The organism is Streptomyces sp. NPDC004752 (assembly GCF_053601275.1).
Genome location: NZ_JBSGBN010000034.1, coordinates 59,353 through 73,698 on the forward strand (window position 1 = coordinate 59,353; position 14,346 = coordinate 73,698).

Genomic DNA, 14,346 nt, shown 5'->3' on the forward strand with positions numbered 1-14,346 from the left:
CGGCCACCGGCTCACCGCTTCCCGGGCTCCCGGGCTCCCGTACGAGGCTCATCCCCGCGGCGCGGAATTGAGCGGCCACAGCACGGATGACGGGCCGTCCTGCGTCGACGTGGCCGCCACCTCCGCCAGATCCTGATCCGCGGCTCCAAGAACCCGCACGGCCCCCACCTCACCCTCACCCCCACCACCTGGACACCCCCACCAGCTGGACCGCGTTCCTCCCGCATGCCGCGGAAGAACAGGCGTCCGCGGCCACCGAGTTCACGACCCGCTCTGCAGAAACGGTTCGCCGTACCGCATCGGAGCCATTCCGATGCGATACGGCGAACCGTGTCAGGGTCGAGTCGTCAGCCGGAGTTGCGCCGCCTGCGTGCCCCCGGTCGCCGCTCGCTGGGCCGCGTCACCGGATCCCCTGCCTCCAGCGCGGCGACCCGCCGCCTCATGCCGAAGTCGGCCAGCGCCTCCGCCAGCCGGTGCACGGAGGGCTCCGGAGCCATCACGTCCACCCGCAGCCCGTGCTCCTCCGCGGTCTTCGCCGTGGCGGGGCCGATACACGCGATCACGGTCACGTTGTGCGGCTTGCCGGCGATGCCCACCAGGTTCCGCACGGTCGAGGACGACGTGAAGAGCACGGCGTCGAAGCCACCGCCCTTGATCGCCTCACGGGTCTCCGCCGGCGGCGGCGAGGCCCGCACGGTCCGATAGGCGGTGACGTCGTCCACCTCCCAGCCCAGCTCGATCAGCCCGGCGACAAGCGTCTCGGTCGCGATGTCGGCCCGCGGCAGGAAGACACGGTCGATCGGGTCGAAGACCGGGTCGTACGGTGGCCAGTCCTCCAGGAGACCCGCGGCCGACTGGTCCCCGCTCGGCACCAGGTCCGGCTTCACACCGAAGGCGATCAGCGCCTTCGCCGTCTGCTCCCCCACCGCGGCGACCTTGATCCCCGCGAAGGCCCGCGCGTCGAGCCCGTACTCCTCGAACTTCTCCCGCACCGCCTTCACGGCGTTGAGGGAGGTGAAGGCGATCCACTCGTACCGCCCGGTCACCAGGCCCTTCACGGCCCGCTCCATCTGCTGGGGCGTCCGCGGCGGCTCGACGGCGATCGTCGGCACCTCGTGCGGCACGGCGCCGTAGGACCGCAGTTGGTCGGAGAGCGACGCCGCCTGCTCCTTCGTACGCGGCACGAGGACCCGCCAGCCGAACAGCGGCTTGGACTCGAACCACGACAGCTGGTCGCGCTGGGCGGCGGCGGAACGCTCGCCGACCACGGCTATCACCGGGCGCCCGCCATCCGGGGACGGCAGCGCCTTCGCCTGCTTCAGGGTCTGCGCGATGGTCCCGAGGGTGGCGGTCCAGGTGCGCTGCCGGGTCGTCGTACCGGCGACGGTCACCGTCATCGGGGTGTCCGGCTTGCGGCCCGCGGCCACCAGCTCACCGGCCGCCGCGGCGACCGAGTCCAGCGTGGTCGACACGACGACCGTGCCGTCCGACGCGCCCACCTCGGTCCAGCACCGGTCCGAGGCGGTGCGGGCGTCCACGAACCGGACGTCGGCGCCCTGCGCGTCCCGCAGCGGCACCCCCGCGTACGCGGGCACGCCCACCGCGGACGCGATGCCGGGGACCACCTCGAAGGGCACCCCGGCGGCGGCGCACGCCAGCATCTCCTCGGCGGCGTACGCGTCTAGCCCGGGGTCCCCGGACACCGCACGGACGACCCGCCTGCCGCCTCGCGCGGCCTCCATGACAAGATGAGCGGCATCCCGCGTCGATGGGATCCCAGCGGTTGTTGACGCGCCGTCAATAACCGCTCGTTGAGACGTGCCCGGGCCCGGCTGCGTATCAATGAAGGAATCCGCGTCGACACGCAGGACGGAGACGCCCTGTCTGGCGTGGGCGCGGACCACGTCCAGCACGTCGTGCTCGACGACGAGGACGTCCGCGTTCGCCAGCGCCTCCACGGCGCGCAGAGTCAGCAGTCCCGGATCCCCGGGTCCGGCACCCAGGAAGGTGACGTGCCCGTGTTCCAGGCCGGCGGGAAGGGTGGTGGGGCTCAATGTGCTCGCTCCCCCATCAGACCGGCCGCGCCCTGGGCAAGCATCTCGGTGGCGAGTTCGCGGCCGAGCGCCATTGCCCGGTCGTCCGTCTCGGGCACGGGACCGGTGGTGGACAACTGCACCATGCGGGAACCGTCGGTCGTGCCGACGACGCCCCGCAGGCGCATTTCCTTGACAATCTGCCCGTCGGCATGGGGGTCCCCCCGCTCGAGCGGAGCCGAGAGTGGGGGAAGGTCGGCCAGTGCGCCCACAGGGGCGCTGCAACCGGCCTCCAGGGCGGCGAGCAGTGAGCGCTCGGCGGTGACGGCGACCCGCGTGAACGGGTCGTCGAGTTCGCCGAGCAGGGCGATCAGATCCGCGTTGTCCGCGGCACACTCGATCGCCAGGGCCCCCTGGCCGGGGGCGGGCAAAACCGTGTCGACCGACAGGAAGTCGGTCACCTCGTCGATGCGGCCGAGGCGGCTGAGGCCGGCGGCGGCCAGCACCACCGCGTCCAGCTCGCCGCCGCGGACGTATCCGATGCGGGTGTCGACGTTGCCACGTATCGGGACCGTCTCGATGTCCAGCCCGTGGCCACGCGCGTACGCGTTCAACTGGGCCATGCGGCGCGGCGAGCCGGTGCCTATGCGCGCGCCGCGGGGCAGGTCGGTGAGTTTCAGCGCGTCGCGGGCGACGATCACGTCGCGCGGGTCCTCGCGCGCGGGCACGGCGGCCAGCACCAGCCCGTCGGGCTGGGTGGTCGGCAGGTCCTTGAGCGAGTGCACGGCGAAATCCACCTCGCCCTGGTGCAGCGCCTCGCGCAGCGCGGCCACGAACACGCCCGTGCCGCCGATCTGCGCCAGGTGCTCGCGGGAGGTGTCGCCGTATGTGGTGATCTCGACCAGTTCCACGGGACGTCCGGCCGCCCGGCTCACGGTGTCCGCCACCTGCCCGGACTGGGCCATGGCGAGCTTGCTCCGTCTGGTCCCGAGCCGCAGCGCCGCTCTCTTGCTCATGCTGGCCCTCGGTCCTTCTCGTCTGTGCTGTCCTCGGCTCGGGAGACGGCGGCCACCGTCTCGGGGTCGAGGTCGAACAGGGTCCGCAGCGCGTCCGCGTACCCGGCGCCGCCGGGCTCGGCCGCGAGCTGCTTGACCCGTACGGTCGGCGCGTGCAGCAGCTTGTCGACCACACGGTGCACGGCCTGCCTGATCTCGCCGCGCTGGCGCTCGTCCAGGTCGGGCAGCCGTCCGTCGAGCCGGGTGATCTCGCCCGCGACGACGGCGGCGGCCATGGTGCGCAGGGCGACCACGGTGGGCGTGATGTGCGCCGCCCGCTGCGCCGCCCCGAAGGCGGCGACCTCGTCGGAGACGATACGCCGCACCTGGTCGACGTCGGCCGCCATCGGGGCGTCCGCGGATGCCTCGGCCAGCGACTCGATGTCCACCAGCCGCACCCCGGCCAGCCGGTGCGCGGCCGCGTCGATGTCGCGGGGCATGGCGAGGTCGAGGAGGAAAAGGGCGGGCGCCGGGCGCGGGACCTCGGCGACCGGTTCGGGCCTGCGGCGCTCGGGGACGCGACCGGCCGCCGCGACGGTGGCGGCCAGCGCGGCGATCGCGTCGGCGTCGTCGGCCGGGTCGGCCTCGGTGCCCGGCCTGCGCTGCGCGCGGCCGGTGGCGTCGCCCTTGTCGACCCAGACCGCGTGCTGCTCCAGCTCGGCGGCGGCCATGCCGGCCACGGCCGCCTCACCCAGCACGGAGAAGGCGGCGGTGCCCTGCACGGCCGAGAGGTCGAGCGGGCAGCTCTCCTCGCGCTCGTCGCCCGCCGGACCGGCGGACGACACCGCGTCACGCACGGCGGCCGTACGGTCCCGAGCACCGTCGCGCGGTCCGGCCAGGGCGGCCGGGGTGGCTTGGGCGGACGAGGCGCTCGTACGGCCGTCGGTGCCGGTGGCGGGGACGCCGGTACGGCCCTCGACGCCCGCGGCGATCGTCTCCGCGGTCAGGACGAGCCCGGTCGCGCCGGTGCAGGAGACGGCGACGTCGGCACGTGTCAGCTCGGCCGGCACCGCGTCCATCGGTACCGCGCGGGCCACCACGTCCGTGTCACCGGCCGCGGCGAGGATCTGCGCGAGACGCTCGGCACGCTCGACGGTCCGGTTGGCGACGACGACCTCGGCGACACCGGCTCGCGCGAGCGTGGCCGCGGCCAGCGAGGACATCGAGCCGGCGCCGATGACCAGCGCCTTCTTGCCGCGCGCCCAGGACTGCACCGCCGCGCCCGCGGCCAGCTGCTCCAGGCCGAAGCTGACCAGGGACTGTCCCGCGCGGTCGATGGCGGTCTCGGAGTGGGCGCGCTTGCCGACCCTGAGAGCCTGCTGGAACAGGTCGTTCAGCAGGCGGCCCGCGGTGTGCAACTCCTGTGCCCTGGCCAGGGAGTCCTTGATCTGGCCGAGGATCTGGCCCTCGCCGACGACCATCGAGTCCAGTCCGCAGGCCACCGAGAAGAGGTGGTGCACGGCCCGGTCCTCGTAGTGCACATAGAGGTGGGGGGTCAGCTCGTCCAGGCTCAGCCCGCTGTGCTGGGCGAGCAGCGTGGACAGCTCGGCGACACCGGCGTGGAACTTGTCCACATCGGCGTACAGCTCGATCCGGTTGCAGGTGGCGAGCACCGCCGCCTCGGCGGCCGGTTCGGCGGCGACCGTGTCCTGCAACAGCTTGACCTGGGCGTCCGCGGTGAGCGCGGCTCGTTCCAGGACGCTGACCGGGGAGCTGCGGTGGCTCAGACCGACGACTAGGAGACTCATGCAGGCATCACGGCGGGTACGTCCCCGTCGGGCCCCTGGTCGGTGGACTCCTCGCGGGTGGCGGTGAGCGGCCCGACGCCGTCGGGAGACGCCTCCTCGCCCGCCTTGCGCTGCTCGTGGAAGGCGAGGATCTGCAGCTCGATGGAGAGGTCGACCTTGCGCACGTCGACGCCGTCCGGGACGGACAGCACGGTCGGCGCGAAGTTCAGGATGGAGGTGACACCGGCGGCGACCAGGCGGTCGCAGACCTGCTGGGCGGCGCCCGCGGGGGTGGCGATCACGCCGATCGACACGCCGTTGTCCTTGATGATCTTCTCTAGGTCGTCGGTGTGCTGGACGGGGATGCCCGCGACGGGCCTGCCCGCCATCGCCGGGTCGGCGTCGATGAGCGCGGCGACCCGGAAGCCACGTGAGGCGAACCCGCCGTAATTGGCCAGCGCCGCGCCCAGATTACCGATACCGACGATCACAACCGGCCAGTCCTGGGTCAGGCCCAGTTCGCGGGAGATCTGGTAGACGAGATACTCGACGTCGTACCCCACACCCCGGGTCCCGTAGGAGCCGAGGTAGGAGAAGTCCTTGCGCAGCTTCGCGGAGTTGACCCCCGCGGCGGCGGCCAGCTCCTCCGAGGAGACCGTGGGGACCGAACGCTCGGACAGCGCCGTCAGGGCGCGGAGGTACAACGGAAGCCTGGCGACGGTGGCCTCGGGAATCCCTCGGCTGCGGGTCGCCGGTCGGTGAGTTCGGCCAGTTGCCACGGTGCTCCTGCGGGTAGAGCGGCGCCGCGGGCGGTCATACGTCCCCGGACCGCCCCGTCGACAGCAGGCTATGTCTTTGTGAACGCGTGCACAAAGACAGTGTCCGATTTGTCCGGCCAACGTGACCGGGGTCACGCACCCCCGACATGACCGTACGGAACCGGTACACCTGCGATGACGTCCCTGTCTCCATGGGGGCAAAACCGAACACTCTCCTCAATAAATCCCGCCCCCGAGACCAAACGCGCTCGATCCTAGGCGACTTTCCACGGCCCCTTGCACTAGCCGGTCAGTTCCTTTCGCAACCGGTCCTCGTTCACCCGCCAGAAGGTGTGCTGTTCACCGTCGACGAGTACGACCGGGATCTGCTCCCAGTACTGGTCGTGCAGCGTTGCGTCCTCGGTGATGTCCTGCCGTTCCCAGGGCACCCCCAGCTCGCCGCACACCCGCTCCACCACGGCTTGCGCGTCATCGCACAGATGACACCCGGGCTTGCGGATCAGGGTGACGCGCCGATCCCCGGGGGACGGCGGCTTCCTGCGAAAGAGGGGACTCATACCGGCCATTCTCGCGCGCTCGCGGTCACCTGGGGACCAGTTCTCGCCTCGGTTCTTTAACGGCTCGGTCGTGGAGAGTTCACACCGTCCAAACCTCTGGACTCCGGAAGCACCGAACAAAGTGGCTATGCTCACGCCATGGCCGCTCTAGGATGGCTCACTCCCCGTAGGCGCTCCGCCACGGCGCGGAGCGTGTTGGCAGGCGAGGCTGCCGCGGAGGCAGCGCGCAAGTCCTCGCAGGACGCCCAGGAAGCCCAGGACGCTCAGGACATCCAGGACGCCTCGGACGCCACCGCGCAGGAACCCGAGTTCCCGGTGCTCGGCGACGACAAGGCCGCGGCCTTCTTCGACCTGGACAACACCGTGATGCAGGGCGCCGCACTGTTCCACTTCGGCCGGGGCCTGTACAAGCGGAAGTTCTTCGAGACCCGCGACCTCGCCAAGTTCGCCTGGCAGCAGGCATGGTTCCGGCTGGCCGGCGTCGAGGACCCCGAGCACATGCAGGACGCCCGCGACTCCGCGCTGTCGATCGTCAAGGGCCACCGCGTCGCCGAGCTGAAGTCGATCGGCGAGGAGATCTACGACGAGTACATGGCCGAGCGCATCTGGCCGGGCACCCGGGCGCTGGCCCAGGCCCACCTGGACGCGGGCCAGAAGGTGTGGCTGGTCACGGCCGCCCCGGTGGAGATCGCCACGGTCATCGCCCGCCGCCTCGGTCTGACCGGCGCGCTCGGCACGGTCGCCGAGTCCGTCGACGGGATCTACACCGGCCGGCTGGTCGGCGAGCCGCTGCACGGCCCGGCCAAGGCGGAGGGGGTCCGCGCGCTGGCGGCGGCGGAGGGCCTGGACCTCGCCCGGTGCGCCGCCTACAGCGACTCGCACAACGACATCCCGATGCTGTCGCTGGTCGGCCACCCCTACGCGATCAACCCGGACGCCAAGCTGCGCAAGCACGCCCGCGAGAAGGACTGGCGGCTGCGCGACTACCGCACGGGCCGCAAGGCGGCGAAGGTCGGCATCCCCGCGGCGGCGGGCGTCGGCGCGGTGGCGGGCGGCACGGCCGCGGCGATCGCCCTGCACCGGCGCCGCCGGTAGCGACCCGCACCGCCGCACCGCCGACGGGCCCTGGCCCCCGGGCCTGGGCCCGGTATCGCCACGCCGTCGATCGGGCCCGGTCCGACGACGGGCGCGGGGTAGTACGCCGTGAGCCGCCTCACGCCCTGCGGTCCGACCTGTGTGCCGCCCTGACGTCCGGACCGGAACGTGCCGACGCCGAGCAACCGGGCCGGTACCCACCCGACCGCACCGCCCACCCGCCGCACCATCCGCCCGCCGCGGCCGCACCGTCTGGCCGGGCGCCCGCCGCGGCCCGGCGCCCGCATGATGCCGCACGCCCACCAACACGCCCCCCACTCGCCGAAACACGCACTTTTCTGATCAACAAGCGGTCAATCTGCGACACTTGATGGGGCGTCAATCGGTTACGGAAGCGACGTAATCGATGATTTGAGCAACTGGGCGTAGCAGTGCCTGCACGAAGCGTTATTCTCCTCAGACGCAAACCGGTACCTCTCCGTCGCCACGACGGGTGAACGGTCCCGCACTGCACGTGATGGAAGCTCTGCCTCTGGGAGTCCCGTGTACCCACACGTCGGGGTTGACGCCTCGGGCCTGGCTACGCTGCGCGCAACGGTCACAACGGTTCAAGAAGCGTTGCGCGGCTTCGTCCCCACCGCCTACGCCGTCCCCGCCTTCGCCACCGCCGCCCCCGTGGGCCCGTGCTACGCACTCGCCGACGGCATCGAGCAGGGCCCGGCGCGCAGCGCCGTCGTCGAGGGGCGGCGTTCGGGCGACGGACGGGTGGCCGGCAGACGAGGGCGCGCGACCGGCGCCGCCACCGCCCGCCGGCCGGCCGCGGACAGCGACAGCGCCCGGATGATGGACCTGGTCGAGCGCGCCCAGGCCGGCGAGGCCGAGGCGTTCGGCCGCCTCTACGACCAGTACAGCGACACCGTGTACCGGTACATCTACTACCGGGTCGGCGGCAAGGCGACCGCCGAGGACCTCACCAGCGAGACCTTTCTGCGGGCCCTGCGCCGCATCAGCACCTTCACCTGGCAGGGCCGGGACTTCGGCGCCTGGCTGGTCACCATCGCCCGCAACCTGGTCGCCGACCACTTCAAGTCCAGCCGCTTCCGGCTGGAGGTCACCACCGGCGAGATGCTCGACGCCAACGAGGTGGAACGCTCCCCCGAGGACTCCGTCCTGGAATCCCTCTCCAACGCGGCCCTGCTGGACGCCGTACGACGGCTCAACCCGCAGCAGCAGGAGTGCGTGACGCTCCGCTTCCTCCAGGGCCTCTCCGTCGCGGAGACCGCCCGTGTGATGGGCAAGAACGAAGGCGCCATCAAGACCCTCCAGTACCGGGCCGTGCGCACCCTCGCCCGGCTCCTGCCGGACGACGTACGCTGACGTCCGGCCGGGCGCCGACACCGAGCGCGACGCCCAAATCACGTTCCGTTAAAGCCCGTTGACTTTCCCAGCCGATCATCCGTCGTCCGTAACCCAAGTGCCGCGCCAGTCGTTGTGCGGGATACAGGCTCCCTGTGGTCACGTCATGGCCGACCCTGATCACCTGATCGTGTGGAAGTGGTCATGGGCGTGCAACCCTCAGGACCCCCTGGGGAGTCCGACCGTCATGACGAGAGGAGGTGCCGCCAGTGATCGCGAACGTATCGGCCCACCGGCGGGCGAACGCCTTCGCCCAGGCCCTGGAGGAGCAGTCCGCCCGGGACACGGCGGCCGAGCAGTCCGAGGGCCCGGCGCCGGCCGGCGAACGGACGGAGCAGGGCGAGTTGCTGGCCCTCGCCACGGATCTCGGCGCATTGCCCAAGCCGCAGCTCGACCCGGAGGTCAAGGTCGTCCAGCGGGCCCAGCTCGTGGCCGCGATGGAGGCCATGCTGCAGGAGGGCGGGGCGGCCGGCCCTACGGTGCCCGAGCAGAGGAGAAGGAGCGAAGCGGCCGACGCGGAAGGGCGGTGGTGGGAGACGGGCAGCCGGTCCCACCGGGCCAGGGGGGCGCACCGGGCGAGCCCGCTGGGGAAGCTCCGACCGCGTACCCGGCTGACCAAGGGGCTGGCGGCGGGCGGACTCAGCGTCGGAGTGGCCGCCGGAGCCTTCGGGGGCGTCGCCGCCGCGAGTTCCGACGCCCTGCCCGGCGATTCGCTGTACGGCCTCAAGCGGGGCATCGAGGAGTTCAAGCTCACCTACCTGGCCGACGGGGACGACGAGCGCGGCCAGACCTACCTCGACCAGGCATCGACCCGGCTGAGTGAGGCCCGGCGGCTGCTGGAGCGTGATCGCGGCGGGCACCTCGACCACGAGTCGATCGGTGAGATCCGCCGCACCCTCTCGGGCATGCAGCACGACGTCACCGAGGGCCACCGCCTGCTGCACGAGGCGTACGAGCGCGATCCCGGCTCGCTCGGCCCCATCCAGGCCCTGTCCACCTTCTCGCGCTCCCACCGCGAGGTGTGGGGCGCGGTGCGCGACAGGCTCCCGGTCCAGCTCGGGGACGTCAGCGACCAGGTCTCGTCCGTCTTCGACGCCATAGACGAAGAGGTCGGGCCGCTCCAGTCCCTGCTCCCGCGGTCCCCCGCCCGGACCGGCGAGGGCGCACAGGAGGGCTCCGGCTCCCCGTCCGAGGGCTCCTCCGGCACCCGCCACCCGACGACGCCGAGCGCCGGTCACGGCTCTTCCGCCGGCCGCGAGTCCAGCAGCAGCAGCCCGAGCGACTCGGCCACCGGCAGCGTCCACGAGGGCCTGATCGGGGGAGGCACGGGCGGGCTGCTCGACCCACCGAAGAGCAGCGGCAGCGCCGCCTCCCCGTCCACCAGCAAGACCCCCAGCAGCGAGCCGGACATCACCCTCCCGCCACTGCTGCCGGGCCTGCTGCCCGGCCTGGGCATCGACAGCGAGGACGCCGACTAGGCCGACCACAGGGCACACACGCGACGGTGGGGGCCCCTCCCGTGAGGGGCCCCCACCGTCCTGAGCAGACCGTTCCTGATGAGGCCGTCCTGTATGAGGCCGTCCTGTATGAGGCCGTCCTGATGAGGCACTGCCGAGAACAGGCCCTAGAAGAACACCGACCGGCGCTGCACCAGCAGCTTGTACAGCGTGTGCTGGATCTGCTCGCGGACCTGGTCGGTCAGGTTGAACATCAGCATCGGGTCGTCCGCGGCCTCCGGCGGATAGCCCTCCGTCGGGATCGGCTCACCGAACTGGATCGTCCACTTCGTCGGCAGCGGGATCGCGCCCAGCGGCCCCAGCCACGGAAAGGTCGGCGTCAGCGGGAAGTACGGGAACCCCAGCAGCCGCGCCACGGTCCTGGCGTTACCGATCATCGGGTAGATCTCCTCCGCCCCGACGATCGAGCAGGGGATGATCGGCGTGCCCTTGCGCAGCGCCGTGGAGACGAAGCCGCCCCGCCCGAACCGCTGGAGCTTGTACCGCTCACTGAAGGGCTTGCCGATGCCCTTGAAACCCTCCGGCATCACCCCGACCAGCTCACCCGCCCCGATCAGCCGCTCGGCGTCCTCCGCGCAGGCCAGGGTGTGGCCCAGCTTGCGGGCGAGTTCGTTGACCACCGGCAGCGCGAACACCAGATCGGCCGCGAGCAGCCGCAGATGCCGGCCCGCCGGATGGTGGTCGTGCACGGCGACCTGCATCATCAGCCCGTCCAACGGCAGCGTCCCGGAGTGGTTGGCGACGATCAGCGCACCGCCCTCGGCCGGGACGTTCTCGATGCCCTTCACATCGACCCGGAAGTATTTCTCGTACACCGGGCGCAACAGGGACATCAGGACCTGGTCGGTCAACTCCTCGTCGTAACCGAAGTCATCGACCTCGTAGTCCCCGGTCAGCCGCCGGCGCAGAAAGGCCAGGCCGCTAGCGACCCGCTGCTCCAGGCCACGGTCCCGCTGCTGCGGCGGCTGTTCCTCTCCGGTCACGGGAACCTCATCCTGCGCCGGGTACCGTCCCGGGAGGGGCTGGACCTCGCGCACCGCCGCGGGCTCGCCCGTGCGCCGGCTCCCCGTGCTCCGGCGCCGCGCGGACCGCGCCACGGCGGAGCCGCGGGACCGGTCGTCGTCGAACGGAATGACCTTGGCGTCCGGCATCGTTGCTGCGCTCCTCAATCGGCGCTCTGCGTCTGGGGGTGGCCGCTGCCCGGCAGGGACAGCGCGGCGATCCGGTCGATGGCCCCGGCCAGGACCTCCGGCGGCAGCAGCCCGGGACCGCGGCTGCGCGCGAAGTCCGCGAAGCTCTCCGCGGTCGTGAATTTCGGCTGGAACCCGAGGGTCTCGCGCATCTGATCGGTCGACACGACCCGGCCGTGGGTGAGCAACCGGATCTGCTCGGGTGAGAAGTCCGTCATACCCAGCGTACGCACCAGCGAGCCGGTCCAGGTGACCGCGGGCAGCAGCAGCGGCACCGTGGGCCGCCCGAGGCGTCTGGAGCACTGCGAGAGCAGCAGGACACCGTCGCCGGCGATATTGAACGTGCCGCTGTTGAGCGTGGACCGGGCCGGCTCGTGCGCGGCGATCCGCAGCACGTCGATCACATCGTCCTCATGCACGAACTGCAGCCGCGGGTCGTAGCCGAACACGGTCGGCAGGACGGGCAGCGAGAAGTACGCGGCGAGGGGTGTGTCGGCGTTGGGCCCCAGGATGTTGGCGAAGCGCAGAACGCACACGGCCACGTCGGGGCGCCGCCGCGCGAAACCGCGTACGTACCCCTCGACCTCCACCGTGTCCTTGGCGAAGCCTCCGCTGGGCAGCGACTTGGGCGGGGTGGTCTCGGTGAACACGGCGGGGTCGCGGGACGCCGACCCGTACACATTGGTACTGGACTTGACGACCAGGCGCCGCACGGTCGGCGACTTCTGGCAGGCCCCGAGCAGCTGCATGGTGCCGATGACGTTGGTCTCCTTGACCGTGGCCCGGCTGCCACTGCCCAGCGCCATGCCGGTCACATCCAGGTGTGCGACGGTGTCGGCGGCCGTCTCGGCGAGGACCCGGGCGATGGTGGGCTGCCGGATGTCGGCCTGGATGAAGTCGGCCCCGCCGAGGTGGTGCTCGGGCGGCACCGCGTCCACGGCGACGACTCGGTCCACCTGGGGGTCACGCTGGATCCGCCGGACGAAGCGGCCGCCCAGCTGCCGGGCCACGCCGGTCACGAGCACGACCTTGCCCAAGATCAGCGCCTCTCTTCCGTATGCCCCCGTGTTCGAGTCAACTTAGCGGGTCGACGTTGCGCTGTGATGACCACCCGATGCCCGAGGCGACCGAAATTCCCCAGTCGGAATACGCCTGTGGCCCCCCATCGCTCCGGATGGGGGGCCACAGGCGTAGCTCTCGCGGCTCGCGTCGAACCCTACTTCTTGTTGCGACGCTGAACGCGCGTGCGCTTGAGCAGCTTGCGGTGCTTCTTCTTGGCCATCCGCTTGCGCCGCTTCTTGATAACAGAGCCCACGACTACCCTCGCTCACTTCTCATCACTCGGTGCTGGGCGCCATGGGCCCATACGACCTACGAGGGGCTAGCCTACCCGCCCCAGGGCTGAGGTCGTAATCGAGGTGCTCCGGGCGGCCGCCCGGAGCCGCCGTCAGGCCGTTTCGACCCCCACATAGCTCTCGCGGAGGTACTCGTGGACCGCTTGCTCCGGGACGCGGAAGGACCGCCCCACCCGGATCGCGGGCAGATGACCGCTGTGCACCAACCGGTACACGGTCATCTTCGACACTCGCATCACCGCGGCGACTTCCGCCACGGTAAGGAATACGACCTCGTTCAGAGGCCTCTCGCCAGCAGCCATCACACACCTGAACCTTCCGCACTCGACGGCCACCGGCTTCCCCTTCCGGTGACTCTTCGTCGTTGCGCGCTCACTCCCCAGACTAGATGCGGGTGATGCGAGTGGGGAAGAGGTGCACCCATCGGCGGCCTACTGTGACAGACACGCTCGTTTGAGTACGTAGCGGGTAAGCGGACGGTAGTAAGCGGACCGCACCGCGTCATCAAGTGGAACGACGACGGACACCCGCCCCTCGGCCTCACCCACGAACGGGGCGGGGTCGTCGGTGTCCGCAAGGCCCATGGCCTCGAACCCCAGTTGACCTGCTCCGCAGACCCAGCCGTGGTCCCCGATCACCAGCTCGGGCAGCGGCCCGCCGGCCTCCGCCGCGGCGGCCAGTACGGTCCGAACCGGCAGCGGGGAGTGCGTGTGTGCGCCGGGCTCACCACCGGGGCGTTCGGCCGTGGCCGCTCGGACCAGCGCGACTCCCCGTACGTAATCAAGGTTGTGGGTACGTAGTCCGAACCGGGTCGTTATGTCGACACAGCGACCCTGCGCGGGGGTGAGAACGTCACATCCCGCCGCCGACAGGGCGTCCGCCAAGGCTGCGTAGAACCCGAGCAGGCGGTGTGGGTGCCCGGTGCCGAACAGCACCGGCGCGCCGTGCCGGGCCGCGACCGCGATCCGCTCCGCGAAGGCGTCCAGCGCGGCCACGGTCAGTTCCGGGTCGATCACATCAGGGCCGGACGTGTGCCGGGGATCAGCCGACACCCCGCATCTACTCGCCATCAGCTCGATCAAGTCCCTCTGCTCCCAGGACAGTTCGGGATCAATCCCGATCAGGACACGGGGATCACGAGCGGCGAAGAGCCGGTAACTGCGCAGGCTCGCCTCCCGCGAGGTGGCCACCGTCCCGGCGATACGGGCGGCCAACAGATGCGCACGGAGCGCTCCGGTGCTCAACACGCAAGTGATGCTGACGGACCACAGGCACCACCGGGTCAAAAACCCGCAAGAACCCCACACATGGCCCAACGACGGCCAAGAACAGAGCTGCTGAGCGATCAAGCGAAGTGGCATGCGGCAGCACCCCAAAGGGGCGCGACTGTGTCGATGCGAGGGCAGCGCCCCAAAGTCTGCAGCACCCCAAAGGGGCGCGGGGAACTGCGCGACCAGCCACAACGGCGCCGCAGCCGACAACGCAACCCCCACCCAACGCTCACAAACGCCCCGGTCCAGCCGACCTGCGAGGGCAGCGCCCCAAAGTCTGCAGCACCCCAAAGGGGCGCGGGGAACTGCGCGACCAGCCACAACGGCGCCGCAGCCGACAACGCAACCCCC

General features: G+C 71.2%; 13 protein-coding genes. 3 read left to right on the plus strand and 10 right to left on the minus strand.

The window, feature by feature from the left end:
* Positions 1 to 347 precede the first annotated feature (347 nt).
* From ACWEKM_RS16775 to ACWEKM_RS16795, 5 genes are all read right to left on the minus strand, one after another.
* Positions 348 to 2,054, minus strand: a complete 1,707-nt coding sequence (locus ACWEKM_RS16775) for a uroporphyrinogen-III synthase (protein ID WP_451621917.1) — start codon at positions 2,052 to 2,054, stop codon at positions 348 to 350.
* Positions 2,051 to 3,049, minus strand: coding sequence for a hydroxymethylbilane synthase (gene hemC, locus ACWEKM_RS16780; protein WP_451621918.1), 999 nt, complete (start codon positions 3,047 to 3,049; stop codon positions 2,051 to 2,053). The genes ACWEKM_RS16775 and hemC overlap by 4 nt, the downstream gene beginning before the upstream one ends.
* On the minus strand, positions 3,046 to 4,836 hold the full coding sequence (locus ACWEKM_RS16785; protein ID WP_451621919.1) for a glutamyl-tRNA reductase: 1,791 nt from the start codon (positions 4,834 to 4,836) through the stop codon (positions 3,046 to 3,048). Before ACWEKM_RS16785 ends, hemC begins: the two co-directional genes overlap by 4 nt.
* Positions 4,833 to 5,594, minus strand: a complete 762-nt coding sequence (locus ACWEKM_RS16790; protein WP_451621920.1) for a redox-sensing transcriptional repressor Rex — start codon at positions 5,592 to 5,594, stop codon at positions 4,833 to 4,835. Before ACWEKM_RS16790 ends, ACWEKM_RS16785 begins: the two co-directional genes overlap by 4 nt.
* Positions 5,595 to 5,875: 281 nt before the next feature.
* Complete coding sequence (locus ACWEKM_RS16795; RefSeq protein ID WP_451621921.1) at positions 5,876 to 6,160, minus strand: glutaredoxin family protein; 285 nt, start codon at positions 6,158 to 6,160, stop codon at positions 5,876 to 5,878.
* 129 nt (positions 6,161 to 6,289) lie between these two features.
* On the opposite strand from ACWEKM_RS16795, the gene ACWEKM_RS16800 reads away from it, so the two are divergent.
* The 3 genes from ACWEKM_RS16800 (at position 6,290) to ACWEKM_RS16810 (ending at position 10,140) form a co-directional block, all read left to right on the plus strand.
* A complete protein-coding gene (locus tag ACWEKM_RS16800) occupies positions 6,290 to 7,246 on the plus strand; it encodes an HAD family hydrolase (RefSeq protein WP_451621922.1) in 957 nt (318 codons plus the stop codon).
* A 543-nt stretch (positions 7,247 to 7,789) separates the two neighbouring features.
* Positions 7,790 to 8,623 (plus strand): ECF subfamily RNA polymerase sigma factor, BldN family, encoded by an 834-nt coding sequence (locus tag ACWEKM_RS16805; protein WP_451621923.1) that lies wholly within the window; start codon positions 7,790 to 7,792, stop codon positions 8,621 to 8,623.
* Positions 8,624 to 8,871: 248 nt separating this feature from the next.
* The gene (locus tag ACWEKM_RS16810) at positions 8,872 to 10,140 is read left to right on the plus strand and encodes a DUF5667 domain-containing protein (RefSeq protein ID WP_451621924.1); all 1,269 of its coding nucleotides are present in this window, start codon (positions 8,872 to 8,874) and stop codon (positions 10,138 to 10,140) included.
* Positions 10,141 to 10,286: 146 nt separating this feature from the next.
* Here ACWEKM_RS16810 and ACWEKM_RS16815 read toward each other — a convergent pair whose 3' ends face one another.
* The 5 genes from ACWEKM_RS16815 to ACWEKM_RS16835 all read right to left on the minus strand — a co-directional run bounded on the left by ACWEKM_RS16815 (position 10,287) and on the right by ACWEKM_RS16835 (position 13,971).
* The gene (locus ACWEKM_RS16815; RefSeq protein ID WP_451621925.1) at positions 10,287 to 11,330 is read right to left on the minus strand and encodes a lysophospholipid acyltransferase family protein; all 1,044 of its coding nucleotides are present in this window, start codon (positions 11,328 to 11,330) and stop codon (positions 10,287 to 10,289) included.
* A gap of 14 nt (positions 11,331 to 11,344) precedes the next feature.
* On the minus strand, positions 11,345 to 12,406 hold the full coding sequence (locus ACWEKM_RS16820; protein WP_451621926.1) for an NAD-dependent epimerase/dehydratase family protein: 1,062 nt from the start codon (positions 12,404 to 12,406) through the stop codon (positions 11,345 to 11,347).
* A gap of 179 nt (positions 12,407 to 12,585) precedes the next feature.
* Entirely contained in the window at positions 12,586 to 12,684 is a 99-nt protein-coding gene (locus ACWEKM_RS16825; protein WP_003948845.1) for a 30S ribosomal protein bS22, read from the minus strand.
* A gap of 132 nt (positions 12,685 to 12,816) precedes the next feature.
* A complete protein-coding gene (locus ACWEKM_RS16830; protein ID WP_067299677.1) occupies positions 12,817 to 13,026 on the minus strand; it encodes a helix-turn-helix domain-containing protein in 210 nt (69 codons plus the stop codon).
* Between the two features lie 129 nt (positions 13,027 to 13,155).
* On the minus strand, positions 13,156 to 13,971 hold the full coding sequence (locus ACWEKM_RS16835) for a phosphatase (protein ID WP_451621927.1): 816 nt from the start codon (positions 13,969 to 13,971) through the stop codon (positions 13,156 to 13,158).
* Between the last annotated feature and the right edge of the window lie 375 nt (positions 13,972 to 14,346).

What these genes read in the sequence shown, in the direction of transcription:
- hemC (WP_451621918.1), bottom strand. Translation starts at nt 3,049, where the DNA reads ATGAGCAAGAGAGCGGCGCTGCGGCTCGGGACCAGACGGAGCAAGCTC.
- ACWEKM_RS16785 (WP_451621919.1), bottom strand. Translation starts at nt 4,836, where the DNA reads ATGAGTCTCCTAGTCGTCGGTCTGAGCCACCGCAGCTCCCCGGTCAGC.
- ACWEKM_RS16795 (WP_451621921.1), bottom strand. Translation starts at nt 6,160, where the DNA reads ATGGCCGGTATGAGTCCCCTCTTTCGCAGGAAGCCGCCGTCCCCCGGG.
- ACWEKM_RS16800 (WP_451621922.1), top strand. Translation starts at nt 6,290, where the DNA reads ATGGCCGCTCTAGGATGGCTCACTCCCCGTAGGCGCTCCGCCACGGCG.
- ACWEKM_RS16815 (WP_451621925.1), bottom strand. Translation starts at nt 11,330, where the DNA reads ATGCCGGACGCCAAGGTCATTCCGTTCGACGACGACCGGTCCCGCGGC.
- ACWEKM_RS16830 (WP_067299677.1), bottom strand. Translation starts at nt 13,026, where the DNA reads ATGGCTGCTGGCGAGAGGCCTCTGAACGAGGTCGTATTCCTTACCGTG.